General features: G+C 71.4%; 13 protein-coding genes. 8 read left to right on the forward strand and 5 right to left on the reverse strand.

Translation table 11 applies throughout. The annotated features are described in order from the left end of the window. Positions 1 to 12 precede the first annotated feature (12 nt). Both OG406_RS02105 and OG406_RS02110 read left to right on the forward strand, forming a co-directional pair. Positions 13 to 924, forward strand: a complete 912-nt coding sequence (locus OG406_RS02105) for a Gfo/Idh/MocA family protein (RefSeq protein WP_329183562.1) — start codon at positions 13 to 15, stop codon at positions 922 to 924. Positions 925 to 1,009: 85 nt separating this feature from the next. Continuing rightward, the gene (locus OG406_RS02110; protein ID WP_329183564.1) at positions 1,010 to 1,486 is read left to right on the forward strand and encodes a DUF6210 family protein; all 477 of its coding nucleotides are present in this window, start codon (positions 1,010 to 1,012) and stop codon (positions 1,484 to 1,486) included. A gap of 47 nt (positions 1,487 to 1,533) precedes the next feature. Here OG406_RS02110 and OG406_RS02115 read toward each other — a convergent pair whose 3' ends face one another. Beyond that, the gene (locus OG406_RS02115; protein ID WP_329183565.1) at positions 1,534 to 3,741 is read right to left on the reverse strand and encodes a SpoIIE family protein phosphatase; all 2,208 of its coding nucleotides are present in this window, start codon (positions 3,739 to 3,741) and stop codon (positions 1,534 to 1,536) included. 8 nt (positions 3,742 to 3,749) lie between these two features. Continuing rightward, complete coding sequence (locus tag OG406_RS02120; protein ID WP_164375810.1) at positions 3,750 to 4,157, reverse strand: STAS domain-containing protein; 408 nt, start codon at positions 4,155 to 4,157, stop codon at positions 3,750 to 3,752. Positions 4,158 to 4,665: 508 nt separating this feature from the next. Between OG406_RS02120 and OG406_RS02125 the strand changes: the two genes are divergently transcribed. The 6 genes from OG406_RS02125 (at position 4,666) to OG406_RS02150 (ending at position 11,337) form a co-directional block, all read left to right on the forward strand. After that, entirely contained in the window at positions 4,666 to 6,288 is a 1,623-nt protein-coding gene (locus OG406_RS02125) for a SpoIIE family protein phosphatase (protein WP_267049757.1), read from the forward strand. Further along, positions 6,285 to 7,370: a cobalamin B12-binding domain-containing protein gene (locus OG406_RS02130; RefSeq protein ID WP_329183570.1), complete on the forward strand. Its 1,086-nt coding sequence runs from the start codon at positions 6,285 to 6,287 to the stop codon at positions 7,368 to 7,370. The genes OG406_RS02125 and OG406_RS02130 overlap by 4 nt, the downstream gene beginning before the upstream one ends. After that, the gene (locus OG406_RS02135) at positions 7,367 to 7,837 is read left to right on the forward strand and encodes an STAS domain-containing protein (protein ID WP_203661979.1); all 471 of its coding nucleotides are present in this window, start codon (positions 7,367 to 7,369) and stop codon (positions 7,835 to 7,837) included. The genes OG406_RS02130 and OG406_RS02135 overlap by 4 nt, the downstream gene beginning before the upstream one ends. 108 nt (positions 7,838 to 7,945) lie before the next feature. Next, positions 7,946 to 9,775 (forward strand): glycoside hydrolase family 15 protein, encoded by a 1,830-nt coding sequence (locus tag OG406_RS02140; protein WP_267049755.1) that lies wholly within the window; start codon positions 7,946 to 7,948, stop codon positions 9,773 to 9,775. Beyond that, positions 9,750 to 10,727, forward strand: coding sequence for a cyclase family protein (locus OG406_RS02145; RefSeq protein ID WP_443067043.1), 978 nt, complete (start codon positions 9,750 to 9,752; stop codon positions 10,725 to 10,727). The genes OG406_RS02140 and OG406_RS02145 overlap by 26 nt, the downstream gene beginning before the upstream one ends. Before the next feature lie 70 nt (positions 10,728 to 10,797). Then, positions 10,798 to 11,337, forward strand: coding sequence for a gluconokinase (locus OG406_RS02150; protein WP_329183572.1), 540 nt, complete (start codon positions 10,798 to 10,800; stop codon positions 11,335 to 11,337). A gap of 10 nt (positions 11,338 to 11,347) precedes the next feature. Here OG406_RS02150 and OG406_RS02155 read toward each other — a convergent pair whose 3' ends face one another. From OG406_RS02155 to OG406_RS02165, 3 genes are all read right to left on the reverse strand, one after another. Beyond that, a complete protein-coding gene (locus OG406_RS02155) occupies positions 11,348 to 12,928 on the reverse strand; it encodes a GMC family oxidoreductase (RefSeq protein WP_329183573.1) in 1,581 nt (526 codons plus the stop codon). A 225-nt stretch (positions 12,929 to 13,153) separates the two neighbouring features. Further along, complete coding sequence (locus tag OG406_RS02160; protein WP_329183575.1) at positions 13,154 to 14,143, reverse strand: TrmB family transcriptional regulator; 990 nt, start codon at positions 14,141 to 14,143, stop codon at positions 13,154 to 13,156. A 137-nt stretch (positions 14,144 to 14,280) separates the two neighbouring features. Next, positions 14,281 to 18,015, reverse strand: a complete 3,735-nt coding sequence (locus tag OG406_RS02165; protein WP_329183577.1) for a S8 family serine peptidase — start codon at positions 18,013 to 18,015, stop codon at positions 14,281 to 14,283. Between the last annotated feature and the right edge of the window lie 150 nt (positions 18,016 to 18,165).

Consider the following 18,165-nt stretch of genomic DNA (forward strand, 5'->3'; position numbering starts at 1 on the left):
GAAAGAACGAACGTGACCACTGACCTCGCCGCCTGGACGCACGCCCCCGTCGAGGTCGGGCTGGTGGGAGCCGGCCCCTGGGCCCGGGCCATGCACGCCCGCGTCCTCGCCGCCGGGCCCGAGACACGGCTCAGCGCCGTCTGGGCCCGCCGCCCGGAGGCCGCGCGGGAGACCGCCGCCCCCTATGGCGCCCACGTCGCCAGCGACTTCGAGGAACTCCTCGACCACTGCGAGGCCGTGGCCTTCGCGGTGCCCCCCGCCGTCCAGGCGGAGCTCGCCCCTCTGGCGGCGAAGCGGGGGAAGGCCCTCCTCCTGGAGAAGCCGCTCGGCCCCGATCTGTCGGCGGCCCGCCGCGTGGCGGACGCCGTCGCCGAAGCCGGTGTCGTCTCCCAGCTCGTCCTCACCAAGCGCTACCACCCGGCGACCAGGGAGTTCCTCCGCCGAGCACAGGCAGTCGACGTTCTCGGAGCACGCTCCTGCTACCTCCACGGCGCCTTCCTGGGCGGGGAGTTCGCCACCGGCTGGCGTCTGGAGCACGGCGCCCTCCTGGACCTCGGCCCTCACCTGCTCGACCTTCTGGACACCGCGATCGCCCCCATCACGGGCATCCGCAGCACGGGCGACGCACGCCGCTGGACCGAGCTCACCGTCGAACACGCCAACGGCGCCGTCAGCCAGGCGACTCTCTCGGGTTCGGTCCAGGTCCCGCGCGCCATCACCCGCGTCGAACTCTTCGGCGCCGAGGCACCCTTGATCTACGACACCGCCACGATCGACCACGAAGAGGCCTGGCCCGTCCTCCGCAGGGAGTTCGCCACCGCGGTACGCACGGGCACCGCGTCCGAACTCGACGCCCGGCGCGGGCTCCACCTGCAGACCCTGCTGACCGAGGCCCACCGGAACAGGACCGACGCCGACCGATAGCCCCTTCTCCGGTGGAGATGCCGAACGTGACGGCGGTGGATCAACTCGCATGCGACGACCGGCCGGCCGTGCGACGCTGCCACCCATGTCCGTCACAGGTGGAGCAGCACACACGAAGGGCAGAGCCGAAGGGGGCGACGGCAAGCGACGCGTCTTCCTCGACATCGACGAGACCGGCTCCGGCTGGCTGTTCGTCGTGGTGGCCGCGCCGACCGGGGTCATCTACCAGACCCAGGGCGGCGGTTACGGCTGTATCCCCTACGAGCAGGAGGGCTATCTGCTGCCCTTCTACGTCCCCGGCGCGGACGCCGGCCTGAACGACCTGTTCGTCGGCGCGCTCAGAAGCTGCGGATCGAGGCGGCTCGACTGGCCGCCGAACCTGCTCGACCGGTTGCGCCGGGAGGTCGCCGACCTGCACATCTGGGGGTCGGCCAACCAGGACGACGTGAGCCCCACCCCTCTGGCCCTCGACGAGTCCCGCCTCACCGAGACCGACGAAGCATGGGTGCCCGTTCTGACCCCGGACGGGCCGGGCATCCTCGTGTGGCAGAACTCCGACTAGCTCGCCTCAGCCCCGCGGCCGCGTCCGGAGCGCCCGACCCGCGGTGGCTATTGGGGAGTTGCTGTCAGGACGAGGATCGCCTGGTCGTCGTCGCCGTGGCGGCCGTCGGTGAAGGTGTGGACCGTGTCGATGACGGTACCGATCACGGCCTTCGCGGTGGGCTGGTTCAACGGCATGGCGTCGGCGAGGCGTTCCTCTCCGAGCAGTTCACCGGCGCTGTCGCGGGCCTCGGTGATGCCGTCGGTGTACAGCAGCAGGCTTTCCTGGGGCCGCAGGGTCAGCCGGTGCGCCTGGAGATGGAGGCTGGGCGTGACGCCGAGCAGGGAACCCGTGGCGTCCACGGGGCGTGTGCCGTCGGCCGTGATGTGGAGCGGCAGGGTGTGGCCGGCCCGCACGAGTGTGATGTCCAGCCCGCTCTCGGTGGGGGTGAGGTGGCCGTACACGAGGGTGACGAATCCGGTGCCGTGGCTGTCGGGCCGGTTGAGCAGGGCTCGGTTGACGGCGTCGACGACGGCGTCGGGGCCGGGTACGAGGGGTGCGACCGCGCGGGCGGTGTGACGGACGAGGGCCGTCGTGGTGGCGGCCATGGCACCACGGCCGCACACGTCACCGACCATGAACGCCCACCGGTCGTCGGCGAGGGGGAAGACGTCGTAGAAGTCGCCGCCGATGTCGAGGCCTTCGCCCGCCGGGTGGTAGTGGGTGGCGATGTCCGCGCCCGGGACCACGGGCACTTCGGGCAGGAGCAGGCCTGCCTGGAGGTCCCGGGCGAGTGCGACGCGCTGCGTGTACTGCCGGGCGTTGGCGGCCGCAGAGGCGGCTCGGCGGGCGAGCTCCTCCGCGAGGGCGACGGTGTGTCCGTCGACCGCGTCCTCGCCCGTGGTGAGGAGCGTGAGGGTGCCGAAGGCGCGGCCGCGGTCGACCAGGGGCACGCACACGTAGCCGGTGACCGACAGGTCGTGCCAGGGGCCGGGGCCGGTGGGGGCGCGCCGGGCGACCTCGCTCAGGCCCGTGTCCAGGACGCGGGCCACGGCGTCGTCGGCGGCGTCGTAGACGGGGATGTGGGAGGCGAGCAGCGCCCGCTCCTGGACCGTGGGCGCGGCGGTGGCGACGCGACGGACGCGGCCCCCCTCGATGATGTCGATGGCGCACAGCGGCGCCAGGACCGGCACGCAGGAGTCGGCCAGCCGCTGGAGGGCGTCGTGGTAGTCGAGGTTGCTGGTCAGCGCGGTACTGGTTTCCAGGAGGAACGCCAGGTCGTTGCGGGCCGCCCGCGCTCGGGCCTCGGCGGCGAGGCGCCCCTGCTCGGCCTCGTGACGTTCGATGGCCAGGGCCGCCGTGTCGGCGAAGACGCGGGCGAGCGCGTGGTCGGCTTCCTGCGGGGCGCGCGGGGCGCGGTGGCACATCGCGAAGGTGCCCAGGAGGGAGCCGTCCCGCGCCAGGATGGGTGTGGACCAGCAGGCGGCGACCCCGGCCCGGTCGGCGAGGTCGCGGAAGTCGTCCCAGAAGGGGTCGGTGGCGATGTCGGTCACGATGACGGCCGTGCGGCGGTGGGCCGCCGTACCGCACGAACCGACGCCCTCGCCGGTGGCGATGCCGTCGATGGCCTGGTTGTAGAAGTCCGGGAGACTCGGCGCGGCACCGTGGCGCAGGCGCCGGCCGTCGGCGTCCGCGAGCAGCACGGAGACCAGGACCTCGTCGGGAGAGAGGTCCTCGATGGTGCGTGCCATACCGTCCAGCACCTGATGCAGGGGTGCTTGCCGGGCGATCTGCTCCAGCAACGCCCGGTGCTCGGTCGTGAGGCGCTGCGCCTGCTTGACCTGAGTCGTCTCCACGCCGAACACCCAGACGCCGGTGACATTGCCGCCTGCGTCCAGTCGGGGCTCGTAGGAGAAGTCGAAGAAGGCCTCGCGTGCCGTGGGACCGCTGCCGAGCAGGGCGCGGGTGTCGCGGCCGACATGGCGCTTGCCGCTGCGGTAGACCCGGTCCAGGAGTTCGAGGAACCCCTGGTCCGCCAGTTCCGGCATCAGCTGCGCCAGGGGCGCGCCCGTACGGGCGCGGCCGTCACCGCCGATCGCCGCGATGAAGGCGGGATTCGCGCTCTCCAGCAGGTGGGCGGGCCCGGCGAGGGAGGCGAACACGGCCGTCGACTGTCCGAAGAGCGCGCGCAGATCGTGGCCGGCCTGCTCGTCGGCGTGCGGACGTACCACGGTGGGAAGGGCGGTCGGTGCCGGCTGTTCCGGTACGCGTGTCATCGCTTCTGCTACCTCTCAGCTGACAGGGACGCCGAGGGAGCACTCCCCTTGGAGTCGGGTCCGTGCCCACCACTGCCGGAGGCCAGAGCAGCCTCCATCGTCCCATGGACGCCGATCGCCTGGTCCAGGCCGGTCAGGGAGAAGGCACGCGCCACCGTCGCGGGGACCGCCGCGAGCCGCAGTTCGCCACCGTGCGCCGCCAGTCGCTGATAGATACGGACAAAGCATCCGATTCCCGACGAATCACAGAAGTCGAGGGCGGTGCAGTCGACGACGACCAGCGCTCCCTGCCCGTCGGCCTCGTCCAGGAGACGGTCGGCAGCCTCGTCCAGTTGGACGACGCTGTCGAAGTCGAGTTCCCCCCGCACCACGAGTACGGACGCGGGCGCGGTCGACCGGACCTCAATCGAGAACACTCTTCACAGCCTCCAACTCGACTTCCTCGCCCTCATCGTAAAGATCTCGTGCCGCATCACGGAAACCCGGCTCCTGGGCAGGCGACGTGACCTCGCGATCGGCGCCGGAGGCACGGTGGCGCGGGCCTCTTTACACAGACACATCCACCCGATCGCGTGCCTCCGCGAAACCCTTCACCGTCTCCGCAGGTTCTTCACTTGTCATCTCGCGGTCACGAGGCGGCGTCGCTCCCCGGCGGCCGACGACGCGACGGCAGGCCGCTGACCTGCCCGCTTGTTCCCTTCGAGGCGCGACGTCGCCCCGCGAGCCGCAGCGGAGGGAGGTGCGGGCCGGAGCCGTAGGGTGGCGAAACGTCCGTCCGGCAGGGCATTCGAGGGACGGCGGGTTGCCAGGGAAGCAACCGGTGGAGGATGGTTGCCACACGGCAACAATTCTTCGACCGGAAGAGGTGAGGGGTTCGCACAGCGGGCCTTCGTCTTTGTGACTTCAACCCAGCAGGAACACGGCATGAGCGCGCACGCTCCGGCACTCATGTCATGGTCGTCCGTCCCCTACCCGGTCGTGATCGCGGATCCCGCCGGCACGGTGCGGCACGCCAATCCACGGGCCGAGGACCTGTTCCCGGGGATCGTCGTGGGCGCGCCCCTGGGATCGACCGTCCCTGCCTGGCTGGCGGAGGCGCACACCCGCCGGACGGCGGACGACCGGGGCGAGGGCGCCGCGGTGTCCGGCCCGGTGGCCGAGCGGATGTTCGAGGCTCACCCTTCGGTGCAGGACGACGGCAGCGTCGCCTGGTGGCTGACGGACGACACGGACCACCAGCTGGCCCGCGAGGCCCTGGAGACGGAGCGCGATCGGACCGCGTTCCTCACCGAGGCGTCCAACACCCTGCTCTCGTCCCTGAATCTGCAGCGCTGCATGGACGTCACCGCGCAGCTGGCGGCCGGGCACCTCGCGGACGCGGCGCTCGTCGTCGCGCCCCGCAACGGAAACCGACTGCCCGTCGTCACCTGCACCGGGTACGGACAGCCCGAGCGCTCCCTGCGCGAGGTGAACGCCGAGGACGTGCCTGGTCTCGCCGAGGCTCTACAGGGTTTCCCGCCGGTACCCTCGCGCTGGATCGATCCCGCGTCCGCCCCGGACTGGCTCGTCCCCGAGGTGTTCGGCCCGGTCGGCTCCATCGTCGTCACGCCGCTGCCCGGCCACGGCGTGCCCGCCGGTGCGCTCATCCTGCTGCGTCGGAGCGAGGAGGCCGCCTTCACCGAACAGGAGGAGGTCTTCGCCCGCCTCTTCGCCGCCCGCGCCGGCGCCGCCATGTCCGCGGCCCGGCTCTACGCGGAGCAGGCCTCGCTCTCCCGGACCCTGATGCGCGACCTGCTCCCGCCGGAACTGCACCAGATCTCGGGGGTCGACTTCGCCGGAGGCTACCGTCCGTCGAAGGACCACGAGCGGATCGGCGGCGACTTCTACGACGTCCACCCCGCCACCACCGAAGGTGAAGCGTCCTTCGCCGTACTGGGCGACGTCTGCGGGAAGGGGCTCGAAGCCGCCGTACTCACCGGCAAGATCCGCAACACGCTGCACGCCCTGCTGCCGATGGCCGACGACCACCAACGGATGATCGACCTTCTCAACGGTGCCCTCCTCAACTCCCACAGCACCCGCTTCGCCACCCTGGTCATGGTCTCCGCCGTGCGCGACGCGGGCTCCGTGCGGTTGCGGCTGACGAACGCCGGCCATCCGGCGGCGCTGATCGTGCGCGCCGACGGCACCGTCGAGGAGGCCACCCGCCGCGGCACGCTCGTCGGCGCGCTCCCCGAGGCCCGCGCCACGACCACGCACAGGACCCTGACACCGGGCGAGTTCTGCGTGCTGTTCACCGACGGCATCACCGAGGCCCGGGGCGGCCCGCTCGGCGACGAGATGTTCGGCGAGGCCCGGTTGAGGGAGGCCCTCGCCCGGTGCGCGGGGATGCCGGCCGAGGCGATCGTGGAGCACGTCCAGATGCTCGCGTCGCAGTGGGTGGGATCCGAAGGGCACGACGACATGGCGGTCATGGTGATCGCCGCTCCCCGTTCCCGGCATCTCAGTGCGGTGGGCGGCCGAACTCGGGGCAGGTTCACCTCATGACCCTTACCGCCACCATCTCCCAGGACCACTGGAGACAGCAGCTCTGGGAGGCCGTCAGCACCGGCGACGAGCTCGCGGCCACGGACACGGTGTTCGACGCGCTCGACCGGGGCGTGACCGCGGAGAGCCTGCTCCTGGAGCTGATCGCGCCCGTCCAGCGCAAGGTGGGTGAGGAGTGGGCCGCCAACCGCCTCACCGTCGCCCAGGAGCACGCCGCCACCGCGATCAACGACCGTGCCGTCGCCGCCCTGTCGCACCACTGTGCCGACGGCACCGCACCTCCCCTGGGCCGGGTGACGGTGGCGTGCGTGGACGGCGAATGGCACGGGCTGCCCGCCCGTCTCCTCGCCGAGGTGCTCAAGCTGCGCGGCTGGAAGGTCGACTACCTCGGCGCGCAGGTCCCCACGGGCCATCTGATCTCCCACATCCATCAGACCGGACCCGATCTGGTCGCGCTGTCGAGCTCGATCGCCACCCGGCTGCCGACCGCTCACGCGACGATCACCGCCGTCCAGGCCACCGGCACTCCCGTGCTGGTCGGCGGGGCGGCCTTCGGCAGCCGCGGCCGGTACGCCGCCCTCCTCGGCGCCGACGCCTGGGCCGCCGACGCGCGCGACGCCGCCGACCGGCTGAGTCACGGTCCCCTGCGGCGGCCCGCCGCCGCGCATCAGCCCATCGACGACCTGCCGCACCTGGCCGACCAGGAATACACGATGGTCACGCGCACGCGCGCCCCGCTGGTGCGCACCGTGATGCGCACACTCGAAGAGCGCTTCCCCGCCATGCGCGAATACAGCGACGCGCAGCGTGCGCACACCGCCGAGGACATCGCACACATCGTGGACTTCCTGGCGACCGCCCTCTACATCGACGACGTGGAACTCTTCACGGGCTTCCTCACCTGGACGGCCGGGATTTTGACGGCCCGCAGGGTTCCCGCGCGTTCGCTCACTCCGGCCCTGGCCATCCTGGGCGAGCAGCTCAAGGACTTTCCCCGCGCCACCCTTATGCTCACCCAGGCCGCCGGCCGTCTCACCGGTGCAAGGTCCGTGATCGCCTCCGACACCAGGAACACCGTATGACGCCGCCCGCTCCGTTCGACCCCACCTACCTGCGCCTGACCACCGCGAGTGAGTCCGGCGACGAAGTGCGCCTGGAGCTGCACGGGTTCCTCGACTACGACAGCGCCGACCACTTCCTGGCCGTCGCGACCGAGCAGCTCGCCGACAGCCCCGGTCTGCGCGTCCTGCACGTGGACTGTGCCGGCATGAGCGGCATCGACTCCACGGGCCTGGCCATGCTGCTCATGCTGCACCGCCGGACGACCGCGGCCGACGTCACCCTCCGCCTGGTCGGGCGACCCCCCGCCCTCGAACGGATGCTGGACATCACGGGCACCCTGGAGCACCTCGTCCCCGATCGGGCTGCCGAGGCCGGGGGCCGGTCCGAGTCCCCGTACGCCGAGTACCGCCCCGCGTCGGAGAACGGCCTCCCCGCCGACTCGGCGGGCCACGGCTCGCACGCCGTGGGACCGGAGATAAGCGGCTGACACCGGGGCCCGGCCGGGGACGGCTCCGGACGCCCGTCCGTGATCTCCGACAGGCGCCCTCCTGATCCTTGACGGATAGTGGTCCGCGTCGAGCCGTCGCGGGATTGGATGCATATGGACCGCTACCCTCCCATCGCCGAACACGGCCTGGTCGGCGACCTGCAGACCGCCGCCCTGGTGTCCTCCCAGGGCGTCGTGAACTGGTTCTGCTCGCCGAGGTTCGACTCCCCGAGCGTCTTCGCCTCGTTGCTCGACCACGACGGCGGGGGGTACTTCCGGCTGGCTCCCGAGCACGCGGACGTGTCCTGCAAGCAGCTCTACTACCCCGACACCGGCGTGCTGGTCACGCGGTTCATGTCCCCGGAGGGCGTGGGCGAGGTCGTCGACTGGATGCCGGCGAACACCAGCCGTGTTCCCACCGACCGGCACAGCCTGATGCGGGTGATCCGTGTGGTGCGCGGCACCGTGCGGTTCCTCCTGGAGTGCCGGCCGAGGTTCGACTACGGCCGGGCGGAGCACGAGCTCGACCTGAGCTCACAGGACGCCGTCTTCCGCGGTCCGGGGATCGCGGGTCACCTCCAGGCCACGTTCCCGCTGACCCGCGACGGCCAGGACGTGCGGGGCGCCATCACACTCGGCGTCGGCGAGTCCGCCGTCGCCGTCTTCACCACGTGTGCCCCCGATGGCGAGGCGCCCCCTCCCCTCACCGTCGACGGGGTCACGGAGAGCCTGTGGCACGAGGTGGACTTCTGGCAGAAGTGGCTCCACACCTCCCACTACCGCGGACGCTGGGCGGAGATGGTGAACCGCTCGGCCATCACCATCAAGCTCCTGACCTATCACCCGAGCGGCGCACCGGTCGCCGCCGCGACCATGGGGCTGCCGGAGCAGGTCGGCGGGGAGCGCAACTGGGACTACCGGTACTCCTGGGTGCGGGACGGCGCCCTGTCCGTGCGGGCTCTGCTCGACCTCGGTTTCGCCGAGGAGGCGTCGGCGTTCACCAAGTGGCTCGGCGACCGGATGCGGGACCGGGCCGACCTGCCCGGTGAGCGCCTGCAGATCATGTACCGGGTCGACGGCGACCCCCATCTGACCGAGGAGACCCTCGACCACTGGGAGGGCTACCGGGGATCGAGGCCGGTCCGTGCCGGCAACGCCGCCGCCGACCAGCTCCAGCTGGACATCTACGGCGAAGCGCTCTACGCCCTGGCCGAGGGCAAGGACGTCGGGGTGGAGCTGGGCTACCACGGCTGGAAGGGCCTCGCCCGGACGCTGGACTGGCTGTCCGACAACTGGGACCGCCCCGACGAGGGCATCTGGGAGACGCGCGGCGGCCGGAACGACTTCACGTTCAGCCGCGTGATGTGCTGGGTCGCCTTCGATCGCGGCATGCGCCTGGCGACCGAGCTGAGCCGCCCCGCGGACATCCCCCGCTGGCGCAACGCCCGCGACGCCATCCTCGAACAGGTCATGGACAAGGGCTGGAGCGAGTCCGAGCAGGCGCTGGTGCAGCACTACGGCGGAGACGTCCTGGACGCCTCGCTCCTGCTGATCCCCCGTGTCGGATTCCTCGCCGCGAAGAGCCCCGGCTGGCTCAACACCCTGGACGCCATGGAGCGCAAGCTGGTGTCGGACAGCCTCGTCTACCGCTACGACCCGGCCGCCTCCCCCGACGGCCTGCGCGGCTCGGAGGGCACCTTCAGCCTCTGCACGTACCTCTACGTCGACGCGCTGGCCCGCGCCGGACGCGTTCGGCCCGCCCGCTACACCTTCGAGAAGATGCACACCTACGCCAACCATGTCGGCCTGTTCGCCGAGGAGATCGGGCCGAGCGGCGAACAACTCGGCAACTTTCCGCAGGCGTTCACCCACCTGTCGCTCATCATGGCGGCATCGACCCTGGACGAGGCCATTGACCGGCAGCGACAGCTCCGCTGAGGCGCATGCAGCGCAGCCCGGACGCGGCGCGCGCCCCCGCGAGAGCCGTGCCGCCTTCGACGCGCTGTACGCGCGTCTGCGGCAGGTGGCGGACGACACCGCGCCCCCGGACAGGCCCGGTGCGCCGACCGGGATCACGCGGGCGACGGTGCTGGCCGCGGCGGCCGAGGTCCGCACGGGGCTGACGGTCTCGCTCGCGTCCCCCATCGACACCCGCACCGCGCCCGACGACCCCCACCCGGCCGTCCACCGGATCACCACCCGCCCCAGGACCGCGGCAGCGGGTCTGCAGTTCGCCACCGACCGCTTCGCGATGAACGTCCACGGTGACGCGGACAGCCACCTCGACGCCCTGTGCCACGTCGTCTTCGACGGCACGCTGCACGGCGGTGTTCCCGCGAGCACCGTCACGGACGAGGGTGCCACCGCCCTGTCCGTCGCGTCCCTGCACGACGGCCTCGTCGGCCGGGGTGTCCTGCTCGACATTCCGCGGCTGCGGGGAGTGCCGTGGCTGGAGCCCGGCGACTGCGTCACCTACGACGACCTCGTGGCCGCGGAAGCGGCGCAGCACGTTCGGGTCGGCGCCGGGGACATCCTGCTCGTGCGGGTCGGTCACCGCCGCAGGCGCGAGGAGCTCGGGCCCTGGGACGCCGCACGCGACCGCGTCGGTCTGCACCCCGCCGCCGTGGAGTTCCTGGCCGAACGCCGGGTCGCCGTGCTCGGCGGCGACGGCAACAACGACACGGCCCCCAGCCCCACCGACGGCGTGGACTTCCCCGTACACGTCCTCGCCCTCCACGCGCTCGGCGTGTATCTGATGGACTATCTGCGGTTCGAGGACCTCGTGCCTCGCTGCGCGGAGGCGGAGCGCTGGTCGTTCCTCTGCGTCGTCGCACCCCTGCGCCTGCCCGCCGCGACGGGTTCCCCCGTGAATCCCATCGCCATCCTCTGACGTTCGGGGTTGGATGGTCGCGCCTCGCCCGCATCTCCCCTCCGACGAGGGGACGACCGCAAGGAGCAGCATGGTGGGATCGGCCACGGCACCGGCGATCATCGTGGTGATGGGTGTTTCCGGTTCGGGCAAGACGACGCTGGGCCGGCTGCTCGCCGTCCGCCGCGGGGAGCCGTTCGTGGAGGGCGACGAACTGCATCCGCCGGAGAACATCGCGAAGATGTCAGCTGGTGAGGCCCTGACCGACGAGGACCGCGCGCCCTGGCTCCGGGCCGTCGCCGACGTGATCCGTGCCGCGACGGAGAGCGGGAAGGGTGCCGTGATCTCGTGCTCGGCCCTCCGCCACGACTACCGGTGTCTCTTCCGGGCGGCCGGCCCCGGGGTGTGGTTCCTGTACCTGGCTCTGGACCGCGAGGTCGCCGAGGCCCGGGCCGGGGGACGGTCGGGACACTTCATGCCGGTCGCCCTCCTCGACTCGCAGTTCGCGGCGCTGGAGCCGCTGCGGGGCGACGAGCCGGGGCTGACGGTGGACGCGGCCTCCGGAACCGAGGCGATCCTGGAGCGGGCGGAGGCCGCTCTGGCGCGCTTCGAACCCCCTCGGCAGCGCTGACGGCCTCACGTCACCGCAGGCGGTCGAGGAGATGGTCGCCGACTCGCAGAGCGTTCGCGATCGCCGTCAGGGACGGGTTCACCGCGCCGATGCTCGGGAAGAACGACGTGTCGACCACGTACAGGTTGTCCAGGTCGTGGGCCTTGCAGTTGACGTCCAGCGCCGAACTGGCGGGGTCCGTACCGAATCTGACCGTGCCCGCCTGGTGGGCGGTCGCCCCGATCGGCATGCCCTTGTGCAAGTAGATGCTGTGCGACAGCAGATGGTCTTCGTGCATGCCCAAGTGCCCGAGCATTCCCTGCAGTTTGTGGCGCAGTCGGTGGAGACCCGCGATGTTGTTCTTCTCGTCCAGGGCGAGATGGATGCCCCCGTCGGCGTCGAGGGTGACCCGGCTCGTGGGCAGTGGCAGGTCCTCGCCGCACAGCCAGAAGTCGACGGCGTGGTGGGCGAGCATCTCGAACGGCATGTCGGGCGCGACCGCACCGGCCCAGCGCGGTGCCTCGCCGTGGATCTGGTCGGCGTCGGACTTGCCGAGCATCTGGATCCCGCCCAGGGGGTAGTCCCAGTCGTCCGCGCCCAGGTACCAGTCGTGCAGAGCGAGGGTCTTCTGGAACCGGGTGGGATTGGGTTCCTTGGACACGGCCATCAGAGCCAGGTTGTTGTGCCGCATGTAGTGGCGTCCCACCACGTCCGAGCTGTTGGCCAGGCCACGCGGATGCCGGTCGTTGGCCGAACGCAGCAGGAGGGCAGCCGAGTTGACCGCTCCGCAGGCGACGACCACGATGTCCGCCCGGAAGGTCTCGGTCGATCCGTCGCCGAGGGCGGTGACGACGCCGGTGACGGTACGGCCGTCCGCGCCGGTCTCCAGGCGCCGCACTTCGGCGTTCGTCAGCATCGTGACGTTGTCGTGTTCGAGGGCCGGATCGACACAGATCACCTGCGCGTCGGACTTGGCGCCCAGCAGACACGGGAAGCCGTCGACGCGGTCGCAGCGGATGCACGCGCTGCCGTGTGCGGCCCGGCCCTGCTCGTCCTGGGTGAGGTCCACGCCGATCGGCAGGTGGAAGGGGTGCAGCCCCTGCTTCTGGAGGTCGTCGCTCAGTTGCTGGATGCGCGGCTCGTGCGCGACGGGAGGGTAGGCGTAGTCCGCGCCGGCCGGACCCTCGGTCGGGTCCTCACCGTGTCGCCCGTGCACGCGGTAGAGGTGCTCGGCCTGCGTGTAGTACGGCTCCAGGTCCTGGTGGTCGATCGGCCAGGCCGGTGACATCCCGTCGTGGTGCCGGAGTTCACCGAAGTCCTGCGGGCGCAGCCGGAAGAGGGCGGCGCCGTAGAACTTCGTGTTGCCGCCGACGTAGTAGTTCACCTCGGGCGGGAACGGGTCGCCGTGTTTGTCGTACCAGAACTCGGGGGCGCGGTACTTGCCCTTCACGAACACCGCCGTGGAGTCCCAGTTGTCCCGTTCCCTCGGCAGGTAGTCGCCGCGCTCGAGGACGAGAACTCGTTTGCCGCTGGGGGCCAGTCGGTGGGCGAGTGTGCCGCCGCCCGCACCGGTGCCGATGATGATGACGTCGAAGTGCTGCTCGTCGGCCATGCGACGGCCCCGTTCCTGGAGTTCCGCGCCGCCCCGGCCCTGTTGCGGACCGGCTCCGGTCCGAGGCCGTCGGGGCGGCTGTCTGCTGAGACATCACGTCCGTTCCGGACGGGAACCTATCCCGGCCCCCGGACGGTGGAGGTCCGCGTCGGTCCGGCGGGCCGACGCTTCACCCGAACGCCCCTCCCGGGTCGGCGTCGCGCGGGATCCTCCGCTGCCGGGCGGCTACGCCTGCACCCAGCCCTGCCGGACCGCGTGACCGCCGAGCTGCATCCGGGTCCGGACGCCGGCGATGTCCATGAGGCGGCGCAGCCGGCGGTGCAGGGTGCGGGGTGACAGGCCGAGCTGGGTCGCGGCCGTCAGGTCCGTCACTCCGGCCAGGAGGAGGGCGAGGATCATGCGGTCGAGGTCGGTCGGTCCCTCCGCTCCGCGTTCCGCGGCGGCCTCGGTCGCCTCGCCCGTGGCCGGGAGTTCCAGCGGGTGGGCGGTGCGCCACACGGTCTCGAACAGCGTGTCCATCGCGTCGAGCAGGCCGCTGCGGTGGAGGAGCACCGCCCCGGGTTCACCGGTCGGCGTGGTCGCCAGCGGGACGAGTCCGAGTTCGGCGTCGGCCAGCATGAGCTTCATGGGCAGTTCGTCGGCCACGCGGAGCTGTACGCCGTTGCGCAGGGAGGCGATCGCGTCACCGATGATGCCGGGTTCCGCCAGGACGGCACGGTCCAGGACCGCGCGGAAGCGCACGCCGCGGCCGAGGGCCACCGGCTCGGCCGTGTTCTCGTCGGGAGGCAGGGCGATGAACGGTGCGGTGATGAAGCCGCGGACCTGCGACCGAGCCGCCTGCTGTACCTGGAGGTAGCGATGGCGGATGGCGTCCGCGCCGGTGACGACCTCGATGAGGTCGACGATGCTGTCCGCTTGCATGGCCGCGCGGTGTTCCTCGGCGAAGGTCACCAAGGCGTGCTCGGCGGCGCGGAGCCCGTCCCGGCGCTGACTGATGAGAGCGCCGAGGGCCATGGCGGGCGGCGCCGCGGTGAACCGTTCGTCCGCCGACCGGATCACCAGTCCCCACCGGACGAGGCGTGCCAGGCAGGTGTCGACCTGGGGACGCGGCAGAGCGAGCAGCTCCGACAGCGTCCCGGCGGGGCGGTCGGGCAGGCCGAGGAGGGCCCGGTAGACCTGTTCGTCGTCCGGTTCGAGGCCCAGGACATCCAGCATCGGCGACCGACTCTCCTTCGCTCGTCGCGGCGGTGAGAGTATGCGCCATGGTGCGAGATCCTGAATAGCCCCTGGTGGGAGCGGTGGTGACGGGTGGCGCCCCGGGAAGTCGCCCTCCCGGGGCGCCGTGGAGCGGATCATCGCAGGCCGTACGCCCGGATGATCTCGTTGCTGACTCCGAAGCCGCCGCTGGTCTCGGCGCTCGCGCGAAGGGAGACGTATCCGCCCGGCTTCCCGGCCGTTCTGAACGAGCCCGTCCGCCGGCCGTCCGCGCCCTGGGTGAGGGTCACTTTCCGCCAGGTGGCGCCGTCGTCGTACGAGACGTCCAGTTTCACCGTGGTGACTCTGCCGGGCACGGTTCCGCCGTCCATGGACACCGGCTTGATGGCGATCCTCTGGGTCGTGCCGGCTTTGACGTCGCCGTGAAGGTCCGACTCCAGGTCGTAGTTCAGGTTCAGGACCGAGAACGGTTCGAAGGAGTCGGAGTCGACCGTGTCGGACCGGAAGGTCCACTCCGTGTGGGTGCGGGTGGACAGCCGGAAGACGTCAGCGGGCCGCTCCGCGTCGAGGACGGCGCGGTAGGGCAGGTTGCCCGCCGGCACCTCCTGCCACTGCATGTCGCCGCTGACGGGGTTGTCGTAGATCCGCTCGGCACCCTGGAAGACCTGGAGGTGCGACGGTGTCTCGCCCCAGGGCAGGTAGCCGCCGAGCCGCATGACGTCGTTTGCGGAGGCCCACGCCTGGACGTTCCAGGTCATGTAGTTCTGCCATCGGGAGTTGTACACGCCGAAGGACTCGCCCTGTCCGGGCCGCGTCGCGGGAGCGAACCAGTCCAGTCGGGTGGTGCTGCCCTTGGTGTACGTGTTGTCGCCGGACACCATCGACCACGGCAGGGCCTCGTCGACGCCCTGCGTGTGGAACTCCCTCCAGTCCTGGCCCGGAGTCACCCATTCGGTCCGCGTCCCCGGATGCCGCTCGGCCTCGGGAAGGTTGAACGAGGGGTTGAGGGTGAAGTCGGACCGGTAGCCCTCGGCCGCCTCGCCGCCGGTGGCCGAGTAGTAGCGGGCGTCGATCCTGGCGAGGTCGCGCTGGGACGGCTTGTAGACGAGGGCTCGATTCGGCACCTGACCGGGATAGTCGCGGGTCAGGTCGTAGACGAAGGGCGTGTACGCGGTCTGCCGGGCCGTCAGTTTCACGCGGCCGGACCTGGCCAGCGCGATCAGGGTCCGTCCGGCGTCACGGTGCACGGTGGTCACCGGGATGGTCGACTCCCCCACGTACTCCATCAGCGGACCGGCACCGTCGTTGACCACGACCAGGGCCTCGGCGCCGGCCGCCGCCGCTGCCTCGGCGCGTTCCTGCGGGGTGACGTCGTCGCTGCGTCGGACGACCACCAGCTTGCCCTTGGCCCTGACCTTCTCGTAGGCGGCCACCGCACCGTCACCGGCGTAGACGGCGTCGAGCCGGTCGGTGGAGGTGCCCAGGTCGCTGCCCGCCTGCACGAGCGTGTCGAACCGGAGGCCTCCGCCCAGCGCGCTCAGCGCGAACTGCGGCTCCCCCTTGCGCCAACGGGTCGTCAGGATGAACTCGCCCTGCTTCATCGGCTCCGTCGGAGCGACATAGACGTCGTCGTACGTCGGCGGGAGCACGTAGGCGCTGCGGTAGTCCGTGTACGCGTCCTGGCCGGCGTAGTGGACGTTGAAGTCGACCTTGCGCTGCCGGTCCTCGGTGCGCTCGGGGGCCTCGGTCTGCAGCAGCCGGGCCTTGCTCGCGTCCAGCACCACGTCCGAGGAGCCGTCCTTGAGTTCGGTCTCCGGGTCCACCAGGACGGCCAGGCCCGAGCGGTCGGCCCGCTCCCCGTCCACGTCGAGGTAGCCGGCGACGGTGTAGACGCCGGGTGCCATGCGCAGGGTGGTCGAGCCCTCGACGTAGACGGACAAGGGCCAGACGTCGCCGGCGAGGTTGACCCCGACCCACCCGGAGGCGGGCTTGCCGTCCCGGCCGACGAGCTCGATGTTCAGGTCGTAGCGTTCCTCCTCCTTGATCAGGCCCACGGAGGTGCGGGCCACGGGCTTTCCGGTGGCGGCGTCGGTGGCGGTCACGTATCCGACGTGACGGCCTGCCGTGGCGGACCGCGGGTCACCGGTCACCGGGACGGCGGCCGTTCCACCGGCGGGGACGGTCACCTCGGCGGCTCCGAGTCCGAACGTTGCGTCGGTGGTGCTCAGCGCGAGGTCGAGCGTCACGTCGGCGGATCCGGTGTTCGTGTAGGTCAGGTCCTTCGTGACGGGGACGTCGCTCGGCTCGTGGGGCCACGTGTAGTTGCCGAAGAAGAGCGACCCGGTGCCGCGGACCGCGGTGCGCACCGCCGCCGCCACATCGACGCGGCCGGTGCCGACCTCGTACGGCGAGTACCCGCCGTCCAGGCCCTTCGCGGTGCTCATCAGGTGTTCCTTGAGCTGCGCCCCGGTCCAGTCCGGGTGCTGCTGGGCCAGGATCGCCGCCGCGCCGACCACGTGCGGGGTGGCCATCGACGTGCCGCTGAGGGTGCGGTAGAAGCCCTCGCCTCCGTCGGTCATGTCCTGTGAGCGCGCCGCGGTGATGTCCACGCCCGGCGCCGAGATGTCGGGCTTCAGCGCGCCGGAGGACGCCAGCGGACCGGTGCTGGAGAAGGACGCGAGCTGGTCCTGCTTGTCCGTGGCGGCCACGGTCAGTGCCGAGGCGGCCGCGCCCGGGGCCGAGATGGTCTCCGGGCCCGCGTTGCCGGCGGCGATGACGAACAGCGTGCCGTACTTCGCCGACAGTGCGTCGACGGTCTGCGACATCGGATCGCTGCCGTCCGTCGGGTAGGAGTCGCCGAGGCTCATGTTCACGACGTCGGCGCCCGATTCGGCGGCCCACTGCATGCCGGCCATGACCCAGGAGTCCTGGCCGTATCCCTCGGCGCCGCCCAGCACCTTGCCGACGTAGAGGTCGGCGCCCGGCGCGACTCCCTTGTAGTCGCCCCCGGACGCGGCGCCCGAACCGACGATGGTGCTCGCCACGTGGGTGCCGTGTCCGTTGACGTCGGTGACGCCTTCACCCGGCACGAAGCTGGCCGTGCCGTCGATCAGGCCGGCGAAGTCGGGGTGGTCGGCGTCGATCCCGGTGTCGAGGACCGCGACCTTGACGCCCTTGCCGGTGTATCCGGCCTTCCATGCCTCGGGCGCGCCGATCAGGGGCACGCTCTCCTTCAGGCTGGCCTTCACGCGGCCGTCGAGCCACAGTTTGTCCACGCCGGCGCTCATCGTCGCGCTGCCCTGCGGTGCGACCGAGGTCCAGAAGGTACGGGCCTCGCGCTTCCGCTCGCTGAGCACCGCGCCGCGGATGCCCTTGAGCGAGCGGGTGAGCTTGCTGCCGCGCGGGGGTGTCGGCTCGGTGGCGGCGCGGGTCCTGGATCCGGTGTACGTCGCTATCAGGGGCACCGAGGGCGTCTTCGCGTCGTCGTACCCCATCTTGATGAGGGCGGTGACGTCGAACAGCCGCCGGTCCAGTCGGTCCGTGCTCAGCAGCGGTGCCGCCTCGTCCGGGACGACGAAGAGGTCACCGTGGATCTTCTGCACCTTCACGCCGCCGACGGCGCTGTCGGGCCGGTCGACGTCGGCGGTCTGCCGGCCGTCGGCCATGGTGGTGACGGTCACGACGTCGCCGGTGACCAGGGTGACCTTGTGGGTTGCCGTCGGCTTCGCGGGAACGGGGGGCTTGCTGGGCGCGGCCTGCGCGGGCTCCTGCAGTACGGCGAGCCCGGACGCCAGGAGCGGCACCGCGGCGAGGGCCGAGAGCAGTCGCCTGCGTCTGCGCCGGGGGGCGGAGGACGGGGAGGGAGAGAACATGCCCCGGGTCTACCGGCCCGTCGACACCGCCGAGAAGGCAGGACGACGACAAGTCCTCGCCATGGCAAGGACTTGTCAGTCACAAACCGCACCCGAACCGGCTCGGCCGCACTTTTCGGATCGGCCGGCCTCGGCCGCACGGTGCGATCG

Origin of the sequence: Streptomyces sp. NBC_01428, from assembly GCF_036231965.1 — a bacterium.
Lineage (GTDB): Bacteria > Actinomycetota > Actinomycetes > Streptomycetales > Streptomycetaceae > Streptomyces.

Bases quoted from the DNA above. Each gene is read 5' to 3' on its own strand.
- OG406_RS02110 (WP_329183564.1), top strand. From the start codon at position 1,010: ATGTCCGTCACAGGTGGAGCAGCACACACGAAGGGCAGAGCCGAAGGG.
- OG406_RS02115 (WP_329183565.1), bottom strand. From the start codon at position 3,741: ATGACACGCGTACCGGAACAGCCGGCACCGACCGCCCTTCCCACCGTG.
- OG406_RS02125 (WP_267049757.1), top strand. From the start codon at position 4,666: ATGAGCGCGCACGCTCCGGCACTCATGTCATGGTCGTCCGTCCCCTAC.
- OG406_RS02130 (WP_329183570.1), top strand. From the start codon at position 6,285: ATGACCCTTACCGCCACCATCTCCCAGGACCACTGGAGACAGCAGCTC.
- OG406_RS02135 (WP_203661979.1), top strand. From the start codon at position 7,367: ATGACGCCGCCCGCTCCGTTCGACCCCACCTACCTGCGCCTGACCACC.
- OG406_RS02140 (WP_267049755.1), top strand. From the start codon at position 7,946: ATGCATATGGACCGCTACCCTCCCATCGCCGAACACGGCCTGGTCGGC.
- OG406_RS02150 (WP_329183572.1), top strand. From the start codon at position 10,798: ATGGTGGGATCGGCCACGGCACCGGCGATCATCGTGGTGATGGGTGTT.
- OG406_RS02155 (WP_329183573.1), bottom strand. From the start codon at position 12,928: ATGGCCGACGAGCAGCACTTCGACGTCATCATCATCGGCACCGGTGCG.
- OG406_RS02160 (WP_329183575.1), bottom strand. From the start codon at position 14,143: ATGCTGGATGTCCTGGGCCTCGAACCGGACGACGAACAGGTCTACCGG.
- OG406_RS02165 (WP_329183577.1), bottom strand. From the start codon at position 18,015: ATGTTCTCTCCCTCCCCGTCCTCCGCCCCCCGGCGCAGACGCAGGCGA.